Here is a 17,599-nt window from a genome sequence, read left to right as displayed (position 1 = left end):
ACGCCCCCCTCACGAGCCCGCCGGGCGGACGATCACGTCGCCGGGCTTCAGGCCGGACAGGATCTCCAGCCCGCCGGGCTGGCCGTCCAGCGCGGGAATGTCGCCGCCCGCCTGGACCGGGACCTCCGTTCCGTCGGCCAGCCGGACGAAATCGGTGCCGAAGCGGCGCAGCAGCCAGTCCGGCGGGATCACCACCGCGTCGCGCGTCCCAGTGGCGACGTAGACCCGCACCCGCTCACCGACGAAGAAGTCGCCGAGACCGCTGACGGTGGCGTCGGCGACCACCTGACCGCCGGCCATCTCGGGATAGACCTGCCGGACGGCGCCGCGCGCCAGCGCCGTGGCACCGGGATCGGCGACGGCCACCGGGGCCAGCCCGCGCTGGCCGACCAGCACCGGGTCGCCCTCCTTCAGGAAGCGGGCGTGCCGCTCCGGCAGGCGGAGCCGCAGGATGTAGGTGTCGGTGGCGATGCTGGCGACCGGCTCGCCCGGCATGACCACGGCGCCGGCGATCACCTTGACCTGAAGGACGCGCCCGGCGGCGGGGGCCAGCACCTCCCCCTCCCGCGCCTGTTGGGCGACGACGGAGCGCTCGGCCTCCATGGCGGCGATCTGGGCGCGGGCGACGTCCAGCGCCGCCTGGGCGTCGTCCAGCCGCTGCTGCGTGCCGGTGCCGCTGGCGCGAAGCTGGCGGGCGCGGCCCAGCTCCAGCTCCGCCTGATGCTGCTGCGCCGTCAGCGCCCGGATGCGCGCGTCGAGGGCCGCGAGCTGGAGTGGCAGCTTGGGGTCGCGCACGGTGGCGATGACCTGCCCGACGGCCAGCTTGTCACCCTCCGTCACCGTCAGGTCGGCCACCGTGCCGCCGATGCGGGCGCGGGCCAGCGTCTCGCGCACGCTTTCCACCGTGGCGAAGACAGCCTTCAGGTCCTCCACCGGGCGCGGCTGGACGGTCAGTGTGCCGGGTTCACCCGCCGTCGCGGACAGGGGCAGGAGGGCCGCCAGCAGGGCGACGGCGAGCAGCGCCTTGCGGGCTGTCGTGTGTGGAGGGAGCGAGCGGGGCATGGTGGGCCAGTTCGGACGGGAGCTGCGGGTCTTGACTCCATAATTTAGATATTACTAAATTAGTGTCAACGAATGAAATGACCCTGCCAACCGGCACGGAGGAGACCGCACCATGAGCATCGAACGCATCGTCATGGCGTTCGCCGGAACCATGATCCTGCTGAGCCTCGTCCTGTCCCAGCTTCACGGCCCGAACTGGCTGTGGCTGACCGCCTTCGTCGGGGCCAACCTGCTCCAGGCGGCCTTCACCGGCTTTTGTCCGCTGGCGATCGTGCTGAAGCGGATCGGCCTGCGCCCCGGCGCCGCCTTTCCCTGAGCGATGCGACCACCCGGATTGAAAGCGGCGGCGTAAGGGTGTATGCGGCGCGTCGGGGGCCGTTCCCGCGGTTCCCCCGCGTCTTCACCCGTCCGAAGGATGCCATGCGGTTCACCATCCGCCCGGTTTGCCTGATGCTGGCGCTGCTGGGGATGCTCTCCGCCGGGCTTCCCGTCCGGGCGGCGGAGCCGCCGATCCGCGTCGGCGTGCTGGCCTACCGTGGCGGCGACCACGCCAACGCCGTCTGGGAACCGACCGTCCGCTATCTGGCGGAGCGCTTTCCGCAGCGTGGGGCGGAGATGGTGCCGCTCGACCTGCCGGGGATGGACGCGGCCGTGGCCTCCGGCAGCGTCGATTTCGTGCTGACCAACACCGGCAATTACGTGGAGCTGGAGGCCCGCCACGGCGTCACCCGCATCGCCACGCTCCATTCCTCCCGCTCCGGCGCGTCGGGGGCGGCGGTGGGATCGGCGCTGATCGTCCGGGCCGGGCGCGACGACATCCGCAGCCTCGCCGACCTCAAGGGCAAATCCGTGATGGCGGTGGACCCCGACGCCTTCGGCGGCTTCCAGGTCGCCTGGGGGGCGATGCTGGCGGCCGGGGTCGATCCCTACGCCGACTTGAAGGAGCTGCGCTTCTCCGGCTTCCCGGTCGACCGCGTCGCCTTCGCCGTCCGCGACGGCGCGGTGGACGCCGGCGTGCTGCGCGCCTGCGTGCTGGAGGAACTGGCCGAGGAGGGCCACCTCGACCGCGCGGGGTTCCAGGTCGTCGGCGCCCGGACGGAGCCGGGGTTCGGCTGCGCCCTGTCCACCGGCCTCTATCCCGACTGGCCGCTCGCCCGGCTGGCCAACACGCCGGAGGAACTGGCAAAGGCGGTGGTGGTCGCGCTGTTCGAGATGCCGGAGGGCCATCCGGCGGCGCTGGCCGGCGGCTACGAGGGCTGGACGGTGCCGATGGACTACCAGCCGGTCCACGGCCTGTTCCGCAGCCTGCGCATCGGCCCCTACGAGCATCTGCGCGACGTCACCCTGCTCGACCTCGCGCGCGAACACTGGCACTGGCTGGCGCTGGCGGCGCTCGCCCTGCTGTGGTGGGCGGTTCATTCGCTGCGGGTGGAGCATCTCATCAAGGTGCGCACGGCGGAACTGCGCGCCGCCAACCGCGAGCTGCGCCGCGAGATGGCCGAGCGCCGCCGCGCCGAGGACACCGCGCGGGAACGGCAGAAGGAGATGGACCATGTCGCCCGCCTCTCCATCCTCGGCGAGATGGCCAGCAACATCGCGCACGAACTGAACCAGCCGCTGGGCGCCATCGCCAACTACGCGCGCGGCTGCACGCGTCGGCTGGAGGCCGGGGTGGGCAGCGCCGCCGAATTCGCCGAGGCCTCCCGCGCCATCGCCGCCCAGGCCGACCGCGCCGGGCAGATCATCGCCCGTATCCGCGACTTCGTGCGCAAGCGCGCCGTCCAGCTGGAGCCGGCCGACGTCAACGGCGCGGTGGAGGCGGCGCTGCAGCTCTGCGAGGGGCGGGCGCGCAGCGGCAACATCCCGGTCACCCGCGAACTGGCCCCCGGCCTGCCGCCGGTCCTGGCCGACCGGGTGCAGATCGAGCAGGTCGTCCTGAACCTCGTCAAGAACGCGCTGGACGCCATGGGTGATGGGGCGGGGGAGGGCAGGGGCGTCACCGTGCGCACCGGCCTGGACGCGGAAGGGCGGGTGGAGATCGCCGTGGCCGACCGCGGGCACGGCCTGTCGGAGGACGCGCGGGCGCGCCTGTTCGACCCCTTCTTCACCACCAAGCCGGGCGGCATGGGTCTGGGGCTGTCGATCTGCCGGACCATCGTGGAAAGCCATGGCGGCCATCTCTGGGCCACGGACAATCCGGGCGGAGGCACCATCGTGCGCCTCGTTCTGCCCGCAGCGGAGGAGAAGGTCGATGCAGGCTGACGCGGCCCGCACCGTCTACGTGGTGGACGACGATCCGGCGATGCGCCACTCGCTGGGCTGGCTGATCGGCTCGCTGGGCGTGGCGGTGGAGTCCTTCGGCTCCGGCGAGGAGTTCCTGCGCGCCGTCCGCTCCGACCGGCCCGGCTGCCTCGTCACCGACGTGCGGATGCCGGGGATGAGCGGGCTGGAGTTGCAGGACACGCTGGCCCGCGCCGGCTCCGTCCTGGCCGTCGTGGTCATCACCGGGCACGGCGACGTGCCGATGGCCGCCCGCGCCTTCCGCGCCGGGGCGGTGGATGTCATCGAGAAGCCCTTCAACGACCAGCTTCTCCTCGACCGGGTGCACGAGGCGCTGGAGAAATCCCGCCGGGCGTGGGAGGCGCAGGCGCGCAAGGCCCAGGTCCGAGCCCTGCTGGCCCGCCTGACCCCGCGGGAGCGGCAGGTCGCCGATCTGGTGGTGCAGGGCAAGCCGAACAAGGTCATCGCGGCGGAGATCAACCTCAGCCTGAAGACGGTCGAGGTGCACCGCCACAACGTCATGGAGAAGCTGGAGGTCTCTTCCGTCTCCGACCTGACCCGGCTGCTTCTGGAAGCGGAGTAGCGCTCAGTCCGAACAACAGTCAGACGGCCGCCATCGCCTGCCGGACCCAGCCGAGCAGGGCGGGCAGCGGCATCGCCCCGGCGGTGCGCGCCACCTCGCGCCCATGGTGGACCAGGACGAGGGTCGGGATGCTCTGCACGCCGAAGCGGGCGGCGAGATCGGGGGCGGCCTCGGTGTCGACCTTGGCGAGGCGGATATGGGGCTCAAGCTGGCCGGCGGCCTGCTCGAAGACCGGGGCCATCATCCGGCACGGCCCGCACCACTCCGCCCAGAAGTCGATGAGCAGCGGCAGGTCGCTGCGCTCCGCCTGGGCGGTGAAGCGGGCGGCGGTCAGCGCGATGGGCTTGCCCTGGAACAGCGGCTGTCCGCAGCGGCCGCATTTGCCGGCACCGGGCTGGTCCAGGCGGGTGCGCGGCATGCGGTTCAGGGTGTCGCAGCTCGGGCAGGCGACGTGCAGAAGATCGGACATGGCGCGGCTTCCCTCCGGAACGGGCAACTTTATGAGCGTGATCTAATGCAGCGCGCGGCAGGCGCAAGAGGCCGGCGGCGCGGGACAGGGCTGCGGCCGGCACCCCTTTTCATTGTGGGGTCAAGCGAGTGGCGCGATCCTGCGATGTGCGCCTTCGGCATTGCGGTCGGTGCGGCGCTGTTCCTAGAATGCCGACCCATGGCCCTTCCCACTTCGGGAGCGGCCAAATCCTTCCGCAGAACCGCGATTTTCGAATGAAGCCTTCCTTTTCGTCCGCCTCCGCCGCCGGCTGCACCTCCGTGGACGAGTCCGGTTCCGCCCTGGCGCGCGCGCGGACTCTGACGGCGGGATGGGGGGCCGGAGCGCGGGCGCTGTCCACGCTTCCCGGCACTGTGGTACCGGCGCCCTTCCGGACGCTGCTCGACCACGACCACGGCATGACCGCCGTCCTGTCGGAGCGGTGGGGCGAGCCGGTGGGCGTGCGGGTGCTGCGCCAGTGGACGGAGCCGGACGGCACGGCGCTGTGGCGCGACATCGTGCTGACCGTCGGTCCGGACGCGCTGCCGGTGGAGCTGGCGAGCATCCGCATCGCGCTCGACGGCTTTCCCGCGGCCTTCGCCGAACAGCTTCGCGAGGGGACGGAGCCCTTCGGGCGCCTGCTGGCAAGCCACGGGGTCGCCTTCTCGGTTGAGGTGCTGGGCCTGCTGGCCGCGCCCGCCGACCAGGTCTGGGCGGCGGAGGGGCGGGTGTCCCCCGGCGCCACGCTGTACGGGCGCCTCGGGCGGCTGGTGCGGGCGGACGGCTGGACCATCGCGGAAACGGTGGAACTGCTTCCCCGCGCCTGACCCCCCGAAATCGGACGCCGAACGGGGTGCCATCCGGCGGAGCATCTGCTAAACCTGAAAACCGCTCACGCCCTCCGCATCGGTGACCATGACCGCTCCGCATCTCCCGTATTTGTCGCAGTTCTCGCTGGAAGGCCGGGTGGCGCTGGTCACCGGGTCCGGGCGCGGGCTGGGTCTGGAAATCGCCCGCGCCATGGCCGGGTCGGGCGCCCATGTGCTGCTGAACGGGCGTGACGCCGCGCGGCTGGAGCCGGTGGCCGAGGCCATTGCCGCGGCGGGCGGGCGGGCCTCGGTGCTGGCCTTCGACGTGGCCGACCGGGAGGCGGTGCGGGACGCCTTTGCGCGGATCGGGCGGGACCATGGGCGGCTCGACGTGCTGGTCCAGAATGTCGGGCAGCGCAACCGCAAGCCGCTGACCGATTTCGCGGACGAGGAAATCAGCGAGCTGCTCAACGTCGATCTGGCCGCCGGCCTGATCCTGGCGCGGGAGGCGGCGCGGCTGATGCTGCCCCAGGGCTTCGGGCGGCTGATCACGGTGACCTCCATCTCCGGGCAGATCGCCCGCGCCAACGACGCGGTCTACGCCGCCGCCAAGGCCGGGCTGGCCGGCATGGTGCGGGCGCTCGCCGCCGAATATGGCGGAAAGGGCCTGACCAGCAACGCCATCGCGCCGGGTTTCTTCGCGACGGAGACCAACGCCGGCATCACCGGCAACCCGGCCCTGTCCGCCTATTTCGAGGGGCGCACCCCGATGGGTCGCTGGGGCCGCCCGGAGGAGATCGCCGGGGCCGCGGTGTTCCTGGCCTCGCCCGCCGCGTCCTACGTCAACGGGCATGTGTTGGTGGTTGACGGCGGCGCCACCATTCTCATGTGAAGGCCGGTCTTACAGGAAGCTGCGCCGCCATGCTGGCGATCCCCTTGTCATGCGCCGATCCGGCGGAGGCCTTCCGCGCCCTGTCCGGACAGCCCTGGTCGATGCTGCTCGACAGCGCCGCCCCGCACCCCGCCCATGGCCGCTACAGCTACATCGCGGCGGAGCCCTTCCGCACGCTGGAGTCGCTGGACGGGCGGGCGCATCTCGACGGCCGGCCGGTGGACGGCGACCCCTTCGCCGTGCTGGCCGACGAGTTGGCGCGCCACGCCAAGCCCGAGGGGCCGCCGGGACCGGCGCCCTTTTGCGGCGGGGCGGTCGGCTTCATCGGCTACGAGGCGGGGCTGCGGCTGGAGCGGGTACCCTCGCGCCACGCCAACCCCGGCGGCCAGCCGGAGATGGCCTTCGGCTTCTACGACGCGGTGGCCGCCTTCGACCATGCGGAACGCCGCGCCTGGGTGATCGCCGCCCGCCCGGAGGCGGAGGGGCGCGCCCGCGCCCTGGCGGCCCGGCTGGAGGCCGGCGGAGCGTCCCCCCTCGGCCCCGTCCCGGCTGCTCCCTGGTGGAGCGAACTGGACCGCGACGACTATCTGGCGCGGGTGGGGCGGGTGCTGGAGTACATCCGGGCCGGCGACATCTATCAGGCCAACTTCACCCAGCGCTTCCTGGCCGAGCGGCGTGACGGGCTGGACGCCTACGCCCTGTACCGACGGCTGCGCGCCATCAGCCCGGCGCCCTTCGCCGCCTTTCTCGACTGCGGCCCGCGCCTGCGCATCGCCAGCGCCTCGCCGGAACGCTTCATCCGCCTCAGCGCCGCCGGGGAGGTGGAGACGCGTCCGATCAAGGGCACCCGCCCGCGCCACGCCGATCCCGCCGCGGACGCCGCCGCCGCCGCTGAGCTGGTGGCCAGCGTCAAGGACCGGGCGGAGAACCTGATGATCACCGACCTCCTGCGCAACGACCTCGGCCGGGTGTCGCGGATCGGCAGCGTCCGGGTGCCGACGCTCCACGGGCTGGAGAGCTTCGCCAGCGTCCATCACCTCGTCTCGGTGGTCACGGCGCGGCTGCGGCCCGGCCTGGGGGCGGTGGACCTGCTGCGGGCGGCGCTGCCCGGTGGCTCGATCACCGGAGCGCCCAAGATCCGCGCCATGCAGATCATCGACGAGCTGGAGGTGGCGCGGCGCGGTGCCTATTGCGGCTCGGTCGCCTGGCTCGGCTTCGACGGCGCGATGGACAGCAGCATCGTCATCCGCACCCTCTCCATCACGCCCGATGCGGTGATCGCCCAGGCCGGCGGCGGCATCGTCGCCGATTCCGACCCGGCGGACGAGCATGAGGAGATGATGGTCAAGATTCGCGCCCAGCTCCGCGCGTTGGAGGAACCCCGGGCATGAGCGTCGTCTGGCTGAACGGGCGCCTTCTGCCGGCGGAGGAGGCGCGGATCGACCCGGCGGACCGTGGTTTCACGTTGGGTGACGGGCTGTTCGAGACGATCCGGGTGGCCGGCGGCACCACCCGTCATCTTGACCGGCATCTCGCCCGGCTGGCGGACGGCGCGGCGCTGCTCGGCCTGCCGCTTCCCCACGACGCGGCGGCGCTGGCCGTCGCCGTCGAAGCGCTGATCGCGGCGGGAGCGCAGGGGGATGGCTTTGCGGAGGGCGTGCTGCGGATCACGCTGACGCGGGGGACCGGAGCGCGCGGCGTCCTTCCGCCGGCGGACGCCGTGCCGACGCTGCTGATGACGCTGGCCCCCGCGCCGCCGCCCGCCGGCCCGGTGGAGGCGGTCATCGCCCGGACCACCCGGCGCAACGAGCATTCGCCGCTGTCGCGCGTGAAGTCGCTGAACTATCTGGATTCCATCCTCGCCCGGCGGGAGGCGGCGACGCGCGGCGCGGGGGAGGCGCTCCTGCTCAACAGCGCGGGGCGTCTGGCCGAATCCAGCGTCGCCAACCTGTTCATCGTCCGGGACGGGCGCCTGCTGACCCCGCCGGTCGCCGAGGGCGCCCTGCCGGGCATCCGCCGCGCGCTGATCCTGGAACGGAGCGATGCCGGGGAGGCGCCGCTGTCCGTTGCCGATCTGCTGGCGGCGGAGGAAGCCTTCCTGACCAACAGCCTGGGACTGCGCCCGCTGCTGCGCGTCGACGCACAGGCCATCGGCGCCGGGACCGTGGGGGCAGTCACCGCAGCCCTGCTGAAGGACATCGACGCCGAGTGAGGCGCCGTCATTACGGGCGGAGGTAGGACCAGCCCTCTTCCTGAAGCTGCATCAGGCGGACGACGCCGGAGGGCACCAGCTTGGCTTCCGGCACCATGGGGACCTCGCCCTGCTCGACGCGGATCATGCCGTTGCGGGTGTTCTCGCAGGCGGAATAGGTCAGGGTCGGCAGGCTGCCCTTCAGCGACGCCAGCCGCTCCTTCACCGGCGAGCGGTCGGCGCGCAGCATGTGAAGGCCGGGGCCGAAGGTGACCAGCTCGACCTCCACCGTTTCGCCGATGGTCTTGTAGTATTCGATGATGTTCTTGACGTTGTTCAGCGCCATGTTCATCAGCGCCGGGTCGTTGCTGCTGACCTGGATGGCGACGCGGTGGACGCCGGGCTGGTCAGCCGCGGCCTTCCGCCCCGCCATGGCGGCGGTCATCCCGGCGAATCCGGCCAGGGCCAACGCCGCCCGGCGCGTGGAGCGCATCGCCATGTCATCCTCCCTTCCCGTGTGGGGGCATCCGCTGTCCTAGCACAATGACCCCGCCCGCCGCTTGTTCCCGAAGGGAGTGGCCGCGCAACGGAAGGGGGAGGGCATCAGCGGCGAAGCGCGTGCCGGGCGGCCTGGACCATCATCATCTCCCCCACATTCTCCGGAGTCACCAGACCGACCAGCCGGCCGTTCCCGTCGTCGACGCCGACGGCGGGCAGGCTCTTCTCCTGCATCAGCCGCAGCGCCTCCTCCAGTTTGCCGTGCCGGTGCATCACCGGGATGTCGGGGCGCATCACCTCCAGAACCGGCGTGTCCGGGCCGCGGTCGCGCAGGGCGCGGATCAGGTCGTCGCGGGTCAGCACGCCGCGCAGCGTGCCGGCGCCATCCACCACGGGAAACTCGTGCTGGGTCGTGCGGATCAGGCATTGCACGGCGTCCTCCAGCACGCCGGAGGGCGGCAGCGTCTCGAAGCGGGTGACCATGGCGTCGGACACGACCACGCCGTGGGTGATCTCGCGCATCTGCACCGCGTGCGCCTCCGACGAGGCGCCCAGATAGACGAACAGCGCGATGAACAGCAGCATCGGGTTGCCGAACAGCCCGAGCAGCCCCAGACCGATGGCCACCGCCTGCCCGACGGAGGCCGCCACCTGGGTGCCGCGGACATAGCCCATGCGACTCGCCAGCACCGCCCTCAGCACGCGCCCGCCGTCCATGGGGAAGGCCGGGATCAGGTTGAACAGGGCGAGGAACAGGTTGACCACGGCCAGCCGCGACAGCACGTCGATGCCGGCGTTCCGCACCTCCGCCGCTTCCGCCGGCACGAAGCCGCCGAGCGCCGCGTAGAGCAGCGCCGCGATCACCAGATTGACCGCCGGCCCCGCCAGCGCCACCACCAGCTCCTGCGACGGCTTTTCCGGCAGGCGCTCCAGACGGGCCACCCCGCCGATGGGCAGCAGGGTGATGTCTGGTGTGCGGACGCCATAGCGCCGGGCGGCGAAGACATGCCCGAACTCGTGCAGCAGCACGCAGAGGAACAGCAGCGAGAGGAAGACCACCCCCTCCAGCGCCGCCGGCCAGCCGCCCTGCGCGTGGTAGGCGGCGCCGATCCACAGAAGGAACAGGAAGAAGGTGATGTGGATGCGGATCACCGTGCCCTTTACGGTGCCGATGGGGATCGACCAGCTCATCCCGACCTCGCCTCGCGCTGTGACCGATGTGGGTGCATTCCTTATGTGGTGATCCTGGGCGCGTGGCGTCACGGTGCGCCCCCGGATCGCACCGCTTTCCCACATCCGGGGGTTTTCTCAACCAACCCGCCGCCTTTTCATTGTGAATATTACTTTTGATAGATTAATTGTCGATAAGCTCTCTGATTCGGATTGTCTTCGCAAGCGATTGCGCACTACCATTGTTTATATTCCGTGGGTTGAATGAGGGTATGCAATGGGCTTGCTCGACAGCATGGCTGAAGCAACGATCAAAACCAGTGCCACTGGGCAAAGGTTGTATTTCCCCTTTGGCATGTTCGGTCGCGCCCGCATTGTCCCAAACGAGCAAGAAGAGAATAAAATAAAGACCTTTGCAAAGCGATCAGTTGTTTTTGGTTCAATTTCAGGTCTGATTTTGATTATGTTAAAGTCATCATTTCTTACGGTGATGATCGCCATTATTCTGGGATTGATTATGCAGATTTTTGTGAATTATATCATGGTGCGAAAATATATGGTTTCGGATGAGCGGATGACATGGGCGGATGCAACGCGCATGTCTGTCCGCAAATCCGACCGACGCAGCCTGTGGGTGTTCTTTGGTCTCAGTCTTGTCATGACGTTGCTGAGTGTCTTCGTCGCTTTTGCCAACTTCGCTATGAAGCGCGACATATGGGATAAGATCACACTGCTTAGCGGCGTGGCGTTTTTCGGCGCCGGCGCTCTATTCTTTTTATGGATGATCCGTCAGGCAGGCCGGCGCGAGTGATGGACGGATCCGACCAGCTCACACCGCCTTCAAATGGCGGACCGGGCGGCCGGGCGACAGCGCCTCCGCGGCGCGGACGATGGCCTGGGCGTCGATCCCGTGGTGGCGGTAGAGGTCGGCGATGGTGCCGGTCTGGCCGAAATGCTCCACCCCCAGCGCCCGCGTCCGGTGGCCGTGGACCGAGCCCAGCCAGCCCAGCCCCGCCGGATGCCCGTCCTGAACGGTCACCAGCGCGCAATGGGACGGCACCCCCTCCAGCAGCCGTTCGACGTGGGAGCGCGCGTGGGGCTTGCCGCGCTCGCGCGCCCGCTGGGCGGCGCTCCAGCCGGCGTGCAGACGGTCGGCGGAGGTGACGGCCAGCAGGCCGACGTCGCGGCGGTCCTCGCCGAGCATGCCCACCGCCTCGATGGCCTCCGGCGCCACCACGCCGCTGTAGGCGACCACCACCTGGGCGTTCGGGCCGGGGCGGCGCAGCCAGTAGGCGCCCTGGACGATGCCGTTCTCCAGCTCCGCGTCCATGGTCCGGACCGGCTGTTCCAGCACGCGGGAGGACAGGCGCAGATAGACCGAGCCACCGGTTTCGTCGCGCAGCCAGGTCCGCTCGTCGGGCTCGCCCTCGCCCTCCCGCTGCATGTAGTCGAAGGCCCAGCGCATGGTGACGGCCAACTCGTCGGCGAAGGCCGGCTCGAAGCAGGCCAGCCCGTCCTGGGCCATGCCGACCAGCGGCGTGGCGATGGACTGGTGTGCCCCACCCTCCGGCGCCAGCGTCACACCGGACGGGGTCGCCACCAGCAGGAACCGCGCGTCCTGATAGCAGGCGTAGTTCATCTGGTCCGCCGCCCGCATGACAAAGGGGTCGTAGACGGTGCCGATGGGCAGCAGCCGCTCCCCGAACAGCGAGTGCGACAGGCCCAGCGCCGACAGCAGAATGAACAGGTTGGACTCGGCGATGCCCAGCTCGAAATGCTGACCATCGGGCGAGAAGTCCCACGTGTAGGTGGAGGGGATGCGCTCCTTCTTGAACAGGTCGGCCAGCGCGCTCTTGGCGAACAGGCCGCGGCGGTTCACCCAGGCGCCGAGGTTGGTGGAGACCGTCACGTCCGGCGCGGTCGTCACGATGCGTTCCGCCAGCTCGGTCTTCTCCCGCCCCAGCTCGTTCAGGATCAGGCCAAAGGCGGCCTGGGTGGACAGCGCCTTCTGCGCCGGAGTCACCAGGGCCGCCGGCACCGGGACCGTCGCCGCGCTGTGGCGCCGTCGTCCCTTGGCCGCAAAGGGCACCCGCTTCAGAAAGGCGTCCAGCTCCGCCTCCGGCAGGCTCAGCCCTTCGAAGCGGTCCCACTCATGGCCCGGACGGACGGCGTTTGCGGCGCGGAACGCCTCCATCTGCGCCGGGGTCATCAGGCCGGAATGGTTGTCCTTGTGGCCGGCCAGCGGAAGGCCGGCGCCCTTGATCGTGTAGGCGATGAAGCAGACCGGCCGATCGTGCGTACGGGCCTGGGCGAAGGCGTCGAGCAGGGAGGGCAGGTCGTGGCCGCCGAGATTTCCCATCAAGAGGGCAAGTTCCTCGTCGCTGCGGCGCTCGATCAGCCGGGTCACCGGCCCCTGGTCGCCGAGGTCGTCGAGCAGCCGCTTCCGCCACGCCGCCCCGCCCTGGTAGGTCAGCGCGCAATAGAGCTGGTTCGGGCAGTGGTCGATCCAGTCGCGCAGGCGCTGGCCGCCCTCCTCCTGGAAGGCCGCCTGCATCAGGGCGCCGTATTTCAGGATCACCACGTCCCAGCCGAAGGCGCGGAAGATGTTCTCCAGCCGCTCCCACAGCCCCTCGCGGATCACCGCGTCCAGGCTCTGGCGGTTGTAGTCGACGATCCACCAGGTGTTGCGCAGCCCGTGTTTCCAGCCTTCCTGAAGCGCTTCGAAGATGTTGCCCTCGTCCATCTCGGCGTCGCCGACCAGCGACACCATGCGTCCCTCCGGCCGATCCTTCGCCCAGCCCTTGGCCTTCACATAGTCCTGCACCAGCGCGGCGAAGAGCGTCTGCGCCACCCCCAGCCCGACCGAGCCGGTGGAGAAGTCCACGTCGTCCACGTCCTTGGTTCGCGACGGGTAGGACTGGGCGCCCTTGAAACCGCGGAAATTTTCCAGATTCGCGCGCGTCTGGTTGCCCAGCAGATACTGGATGGCGTGGAAGATCGGGCTGGCGTGCGGCTTCACCGCCACCCGGTCCTCCGGGCGCAGGGCCTGGAAATAGAGCGCCGTCATAATCGTCGCCAGCGAGGCCGAGGAGGCCTGATGCCCGCCGATCTTCAGCCCGTCCTGGTTGGGGCGGAGGTGGTTGGCGTTGTGGATCGTCCAGGACGCGAGCCAGAGAACCTTGCGCTCCAGCTCGCGCAGGCAGGCGAGGTCGGCGTGGTTCGGAACGGTCGCGTCCATGTCTGTTCCCCTTTCAACGGAACGGCGGTCGATGGTTGGTGAAGCCTATCATTTGTGCCGCGGCAGGCGTTTGCAAAGTGGCGCCGGAAATCGCGTCGGATTAGCATCAGATTGCGCAGAAACCTTTCAGGCGGCATGAAATGCCAAAAATCAAACTCGACCGCATTGACCGCAAGATCCTGGCCCTGCTCCAGCAGGACGGGCGGATGCCCAACAACGAGCTGGCGGAGCGCGTCGGCCTGTCGCCGTCCCCCTGCCTGCGCCGGGTCAAGGCGCTGGAGGAGGCCGGCGTCATCACCCGGCACGTCGCGCTGGTCGATCCCGCCGCGGTCGATCTGCCGGTGAACGTCTTCGTCAGCGTCAGCCTGGAGCGGCAGGTGGAGGAGCGGATCGACGCCTTCGAGGCCGCCGTGATGGCCCTGCCGGAGGTGATGGAATGCTATCTGATGACCGGCGACGCCGATTACCTGCTGCGCGTGGTGGTGCCCGACCTCGCCAGCTACGAGCGCTTTCTGAAGGAGCATCTGACGCGGATTTCCGGGGTCGCCAACATCCGCTCCAGCTTCGCGCTGAAGCAGGTGCGCTACCGCACGGCGCTGCCGCTCGGGCATTTGGTGGGGTGAGCGGAGCAAAAAATTAGACGTCTAATGTCCGCACCGTCTTTCTCTGACGTTCGCGATGGAAGACCTGCGCCGCTTTTTGCCATAAAGAGTATTGGAACAGGGGCGCGCGGCACATTCTCCCGCGGACAGGCCCCGACCGACAGGCGAAGGCATGGGAAGCAGGACGGGATGATGGACTGGGACAAGTTGCGGGTGTTCCACGCTGTGGCCGAGGCCGGCAGCTTCACCCACGCGGGCGAGGCCCTCAACCTCAGCCAATCGGCGGTCAGCCGTCAGATCAGCGCGCTGGAGGACAGCCTCGGCGTTCCGCTGTTCCACCGGCACGCCCGCGGCCTGATCCTGACCGAGCAGGGCGAACTGCTCAACCACGCGGCGCGCGACATCTTCGCCAAGCTGTCGATGACCCAGGCGATGCTGAGCGAGAGCAAGGACGCCGCCAAGGGGCCGCTGAAGGTGACGGCCACGGCGGCCTTCGGCTCGACCTGGCTGACTCCACGCATCGGGGAATTCCTGGCGCTCTACCCGGACATCCAGCTCACCCTGCTGATCACCGACACGGAGCTGGATCTGGGCATGCGCGAAGCCGACGTGGCAATCCGCGTCAGCCCGCCGCGCCAGCCGGACCTGATCCAGCGGCACCTGATGACCTTCCGCTCCCACCTCTACGCGCACCGCCGGTATCTGGACCGCAAGGGAGAGCCGCAAACGGTGGCCGATCTCGCCTCCCACGATCTGGTGACCTATCCGCAGGAGCTGCGCGCGCCTTTCGCCAACACCCACTGGCTGCGCGATCTGGTGACCGACCCGGTCGCCCGCGACCGGACGGTCCTTCAGGTCAACAACCTTTACGCGATCTTCCGCGCCGTGGAGAGCGGGCTGGGCATCGGCTCGCTGCCCGATTATCTGGTGACCGGCCTGAACGACATCGTGCGGGTGCTGCCGGACCACTCCGGGTCGAAGGTGGACGCCTTCTTCGTCTATCCGGAGGAACTGCGCCATTCCAAGCGCATCGCGGTCTTCCGCGACTTCCTGGTCAAGAGGGTTGCGGAAAGCCAATTCTAATTCCCGTTCAAGGGGTTGTCTTATAGGGGCGCGGCTCTGGACAGGGCCGCGCCCCTTTGTTTTTTCTGCCATCTGGTATGCGACATATTGTCGGTCAGGACAAAACGGCCGGCTTAGCGCTTGCGCGCCGAACTGATATATTAATATATGCCACACATGCGGAGCCCACCGCGTGTCCGTGTTCAAGCCCTGGGCCCCATCCGAAAAATTGCAATCGCCGGGAAATTCCCGAAAGGGGAAGGCGTGCGCCCATGCCTGCCGATGACAGGCAAGTGAGGAAGTCATGAAGATAGTGCGTGGCCTGAGATGGAAAGTCCTGGCGCTCATCATGCTGGGGACGATCATCAACTACATCGACCGCAACACGCTGGGCATCCTGGCGCCGATGCTCAAGGAAGAACTGCACTTCACGACGGAGCAGTATTCCTACATCGTCAGCGTGTTCCAGCTCTGCTACAGCCTGATGCAGCCGATCGCCGGCTATGTGACCGACCTCATCGGCCTGAAGTTCGGCTACGCGATGTTCGCCTTCGTCTGGGGCAGTGCGGCGGCCCTGCACGCCTTCTCCGGCGGCTGGCAGTCGATGGCCTTCTTCCGCGGCCTGCTCGGCATCAGCGAGGCGGCGGCCATGCCGTCGGGCGCCAAGACCGCCACCCTGTGGTTCCCGGCCAAGGAGCGGTCCATCGCCACCGGCTGGTTCAACACCGGCAGCTCCGTCGGCGCCATGATCGCCCCGCCGCTGGTCATCTGGTTGTCGGTGACCTGGAGCTGGCAGATCGCCTTCGTCGTCACCGGCCTGCTGGGCGTCGGCCTGTCGATGCTGTGGCTGGCGCTGTACCGCAACCCGGAAAACCACCCGCGCCTGACCAAGGAGGAGCACGCCTACATCCTGGACGGCCAGGAACAGGTGCAGCTTCCCAAGCCCTCGATGAAGCGCGTCGTCACCATGCGCAAGTTCTGGGGCATCGCCGCCGCCCGCTTCCTGACCGAGCCGGCGTGGCAGACCTTCAGCTTCTGGATCCCGCTCTACATGGTCAGCACGCGCGGCATGGACATCAAGCAGTTCGCGCTGTTCGCCTGGCTGCCCTTCCTGTTCGCCGACATCGGTTGCGTCCTCAGCGGCTACCTGTCGCCCTTCTTCGCCAAGCGTTTCCGCATGTCGCTGGTCAACTCGCGCATCGCCGGCATCGGCATCGGTGCGGTGTGCATGATCGGCCCGGCCCTGATCGGCCTGACCAGCAGCCCGATCACCGCCATCTTCCTGTTCTCGGTCGGCGCCTTCGCGCACCAGATGCTGTCGAGCCTGCTCTACGCCCTGGTCACCGACACTTTCGAAAAGCAGGACGTCGCCACGGCGACCGGCTTCGGCGGCATGGCCGGCTACATGGGCGGCATGATCTTCTCGCTGATCATCGGCCAGCTCGCCAGCACGATCGGTTACGAGCCGCTGTTCGTCTGCCTGTCGGTCTTCGACATCACGGCCTTCATCGTGGTGCTGGTGGTTCTCGGTCAGTGGGGCCGGAACAAGGTCACGCCCCCGGCGATGCCGAGCGGCGCCCACGCCGACTGATCCCAGCGTCCCCTCGTCTCACACCATGGGGCCGCGCGATCCGGGAAGACCCGGGCCGCGCGGCCCTTTTTTCATGCGGGCGAGGGGCTTATTGGATGGCGGCGGTCAGCAGGGAGGCGAGGGCGAAGCTGCTGACGATGACGAGACGGGCGATGATGTGGGTCTTCATGGCATGGCTCCGATTGGCCTTGGCGGGCGGCACCCCGCATCCGTGTTGAGCCAATGTTCGCACCGCACGGGTTCAAGAAAAAACCGCGCAATTCGCATGCCTTCCATAGCGATATTGCAGCGCACAACAGCGCTGTTGTAAGTCAATCACTCAGGGATCTAAAGTATTCGTAGCGCTCTTCACAGCGCTGCTATCGATTCTGTTGCAGCGCTGCGATCCCGCTGTTCATGCGGATTCGGCGATCGGGGCGACGGGAGCGGATTCGCTGTCGAACAGGTCGGGGAAGCGCCGGGCCAGTTCGGGCAGGGATGTCAGGATCTCGCGCAAATGCAGGCGCATGGCGGTCTCGGCGGCGTCGGGGCTGCGGGCACGGATTCCCTCGACGATCTGCTCGTGCTGGGCGATCAGCCGGAACAGCGGGGTCGCCTGGGGCAAGCTGAGGTAGCGCACGCGGTCCATCTGCGCCTTGGTTTCCTCGACCACCCGCCAGGCGTATTCGCAGTCGACCCCCAGCGCGATGGTGCGGTGGAAGGCTTCGTCCAACTCCAGGAAGGCCGCCGGGTTGGTGCTCTGGGCGGCGTCCCGCTGCGCCTTGAGATTGGCCTCAAGCTCCCCTACGGCGCGGGCGGGCAACCCCTCGCCGGCCTTGCGCGCCACCGCCAGCTCCACCGCCTCGCGGACGAAGCGGGCGTCCATCACCTGCTTGGCCGAAATCTTCACCACGAAGGTACCGCGCTGTGGGCGGATGACGACCAGACCGGATTCGCTCAGCTTGATGAAGGCCTCGCGCACCGGCTGGCGACTGACGCCGAGCTGGCCCGCGACCTCCTGCTCGGACAGCGGCTGGCCGGGCTGGAACTGCATCGTCACGATGGCGTGGCGCAGCTCACGGAAGACGCGTCGGGCCACGGGCTCCGTCGAATCCGGTTCGATCCTCCTCAGCATGCTTCCCCCATCCTTTCTTT

17 protein-coding genes are annotated in these 17,599 nt (G+C 68.9%); 11 read left to right on the top strand and 6 right to left on the bottom strand.

Going from position 1 to position 17,599, the window contains the following annotated elements; all coding sequences use genetic code 11:
- Nucleotides 1-9 precede the first annotated feature (9 nt).
- Complete coding sequence (locus DXK32_RS17180) at nt 10-1,062, bottom strand: efflux RND transporter periplasmic adaptor subunit (RefSeq protein WP_114859637.1); 1,053 nt, start codon at nt 1,060-1,062, stop codon at nt 10-12.
- A 112-nt stretch (nt 1,063-1,174) separates the two neighbouring features.
- On the opposite strand from DXK32_RS17180, the gene DXK32_RS17175 reads away from it, so the two are divergent.
- The 3 genes from DXK32_RS17175 to DXK32_RS17165 all read left to right on the top strand — a co-directional run bounded on the left by DXK32_RS17175 (nt 1,175) and on the right by DXK32_RS17165 (nt 3,925).
- A complete protein-coding gene (locus DXK32_RS17175) occupies nt 1,175-1,378 on the top strand; it encodes a YgaP family membrane protein (RefSeq protein WP_114859636.1) in 204 nt (67 codons plus the stop codon).
- Nucleotides 1,379-1,482: 104 nt separating this feature from the next.
- Nucleotides 1,483-3,324: a sensor histidine kinase gene (locus tag DXK32_RS17170; RefSeq protein ID WP_114859635.1), complete on the top strand. Its 1,842-nt coding sequence runs from the start codon at nt 1,483-1,485 to the stop codon at nt 3,322-3,324.
- Nucleotides 3,314-3,925, top strand: a complete 612-nt coding sequence (locus DXK32_RS17165) for a response regulator transcription factor (RefSeq protein ID WP_114859634.1) — start codon at nt 3,314-3,316, stop codon at nt 3,923-3,925. The genes DXK32_RS17170 and DXK32_RS17165 overlap by 11 nt, the downstream gene beginning before the upstream one ends.
- A 19-nt stretch (nt 3,926-3,944) precedes the next feature.
- Here DXK32_RS17165 and trxC read toward each other — a convergent pair whose 3' ends face one another.
- A complete protein-coding gene (trxC, locus tag DXK32_RS17160; RefSeq protein ID WP_114859633.1) occupies nt 3,945-4,394 on the bottom strand; it encodes a thioredoxin TrxC in 450 nt (149 codons plus the stop codon).
- Nucleotides 4,395-4,648: 254 nt separating this feature from the next.
- Between trxC and DXK32_RS17155 the strand changes: the two genes are divergently transcribed.
- The 4 genes from DXK32_RS17155 to DXK32_RS17140 all read left to right on the top strand — a co-directional run bounded on the left by DXK32_RS17155 (nt 4,649) and on the right by DXK32_RS17140 (nt 8,325).
- The gene (locus DXK32_RS17155; protein ID WP_114859632.1) at nt 4,649-5,239 is read left to right on the top strand and encodes a hypothetical protein; all 591 of its coding nucleotides are present in this window, start codon (nt 4,649-4,651) and stop codon (nt 5,237-5,239) included.
- Nucleotides 5,240-5,327: 88 nt separating this feature from the next.
- The gene (locus DXK32_RS17150) at nt 5,328-6,113 is read left to right on the top strand and encodes an SDR family oxidoreductase (RefSeq protein WP_114859631.1); all 786 of its coding nucleotides are present in this window, start codon (nt 5,328-5,330) and stop codon (nt 6,111-6,113) included.
- A 29-nt stretch (nt 6,114-6,142) separates the two neighbouring features.
- Nucleotides 6,143-7,504: an aminodeoxychorismate synthase component I gene (gene pabB, locus DXK32_RS17145; RefSeq protein WP_114859630.1), complete on the top strand. Its 1,362-nt coding sequence runs from the start codon at nt 6,143-6,145 to the stop codon at nt 7,502-7,504.
- Nucleotides 7,501-8,325, top strand: a complete 825-nt coding sequence (locus DXK32_RS17140) for an aminotransferase class IV (protein ID WP_114859629.1) — start codon at nt 7,501-7,503, stop codon at nt 8,323-8,325. The genes pabB and DXK32_RS17140 overlap by 4 nt, the downstream gene beginning before the upstream one ends.
- 10 nt (nt 8,326-8,335) lie before the next feature.
- Here the strand turns inward: DXK32_RS17140 and DXK32_RS17135 are convergent, their stop codons facing one another.
- Nucleotides 8,336-8,803, bottom strand: coding sequence for a hypothetical protein (locus DXK32_RS17135; RefSeq protein WP_205215746.1), 468 nt, complete (start codon nt 8,801-8,803; stop codon nt 8,336-8,338).
- A 104-nt stretch (nt 8,804-8,907) separates the two neighbouring features.
- Nucleotides 8,908-9,993 (bottom strand): site-2 protease family protein, encoded by a 1,086-nt coding sequence (locus tag DXK32_RS17130; protein WP_114859628.1) that lies wholly within the window; start codon nt 9,991-9,993, stop codon nt 8,908-8,910.
- 256 nt (nt 9,994-10,249) lie between these two features.
- On the opposite strand from DXK32_RS17130, the gene DXK32_RS32220 reads away from it, so the two are divergent.
- Nucleotides 10,250-10,783, top strand: coding sequence for a hypothetical protein (locus DXK32_RS32220; protein ID WP_162801219.1), 534 nt, complete (start codon nt 10,250-10,252; stop codon nt 10,781-10,783).
- Between the two features lie 18 nt (nt 10,784-10,801).
- Here DXK32_RS32220 and DXK32_RS17120 read toward each other — a convergent pair whose 3' ends face one another.
- The gene (locus DXK32_RS17120; protein ID WP_114859626.1) at nt 10,802-13,210 is read right to left on the bottom strand and encodes a transketolase; all 2,409 of its coding nucleotides are present in this window, start codon (nt 13,208-13,210) and stop codon (nt 10,802-10,804) included.
- A gap of 140 nt (nt 13,211-13,350) precedes the next feature.
- Here DXK32_RS17120 and DXK32_RS17115 point away from each other — a divergent pair, with 140 nt between their 5' ends.
- The 3 genes from DXK32_RS17115 (at nt 13,351) to DXK32_RS17105 (ending at nt 16,465) form a co-directional block, all read left to right on the top strand.
- On the top strand, nt 13,351-13,833 hold the full coding sequence (locus DXK32_RS17115) for an Lrp/AsnC family transcriptional regulator (RefSeq protein WP_114859625.1): 483 nt from the start codon (nt 13,351-13,353) through the stop codon (nt 13,831-13,833).
- Between the two features lie 171 nt (nt 13,834-14,004).
- On the top strand, nt 14,005-14,895 hold the full coding sequence (locus tag DXK32_RS17110; RefSeq protein ID WP_205215751.1) for a LysR family transcriptional regulator: 891 nt from the start codon (nt 14,005-14,007) through the stop codon (nt 14,893-14,895).
- Nucleotides 14,896-15,178: 283 nt separating this feature from the next.
- Nucleotides 15,179-16,465, top strand: coding sequence for an MFS transporter (locus tag DXK32_RS17105; RefSeq protein ID WP_114859623.1), 1,287 nt, complete (start codon nt 15,179-15,181; stop codon nt 16,463-16,465).
- 394 nt (nt 16,466-16,859) lie between these two features.
- On the opposite strand, the gene DXK32_RS17100 is transcribed toward DXK32_RS17105, so the two are convergent.
- Nucleotides 16,860-17,579: a GntR family transcriptional regulator gene (locus tag DXK32_RS17100; protein WP_114859622.1), complete on the bottom strand. Its 720-nt coding sequence runs from the start codon at nt 17,577-17,579 to the stop codon at nt 16,860-16,862.
- Nucleotides 17,580-17,599: the final 20 nt, after the last annotated feature.

Origin of the sequence: Azospirillum brasilense (assembly GCF_003349955.1) — a bacterium.
In the GTDB taxonomy this organism is placed as follows: Bacteria; Pseudomonadota; Alphaproteobacteria; order Azospirillales; family Azospirillaceae; genus Azospirillum; species Azospirillum brasilense_B.
Note: the sequence above shows the minus strand (reverse complement) of the source record. Positions and strands in the feature narration are given on the sequence as shown.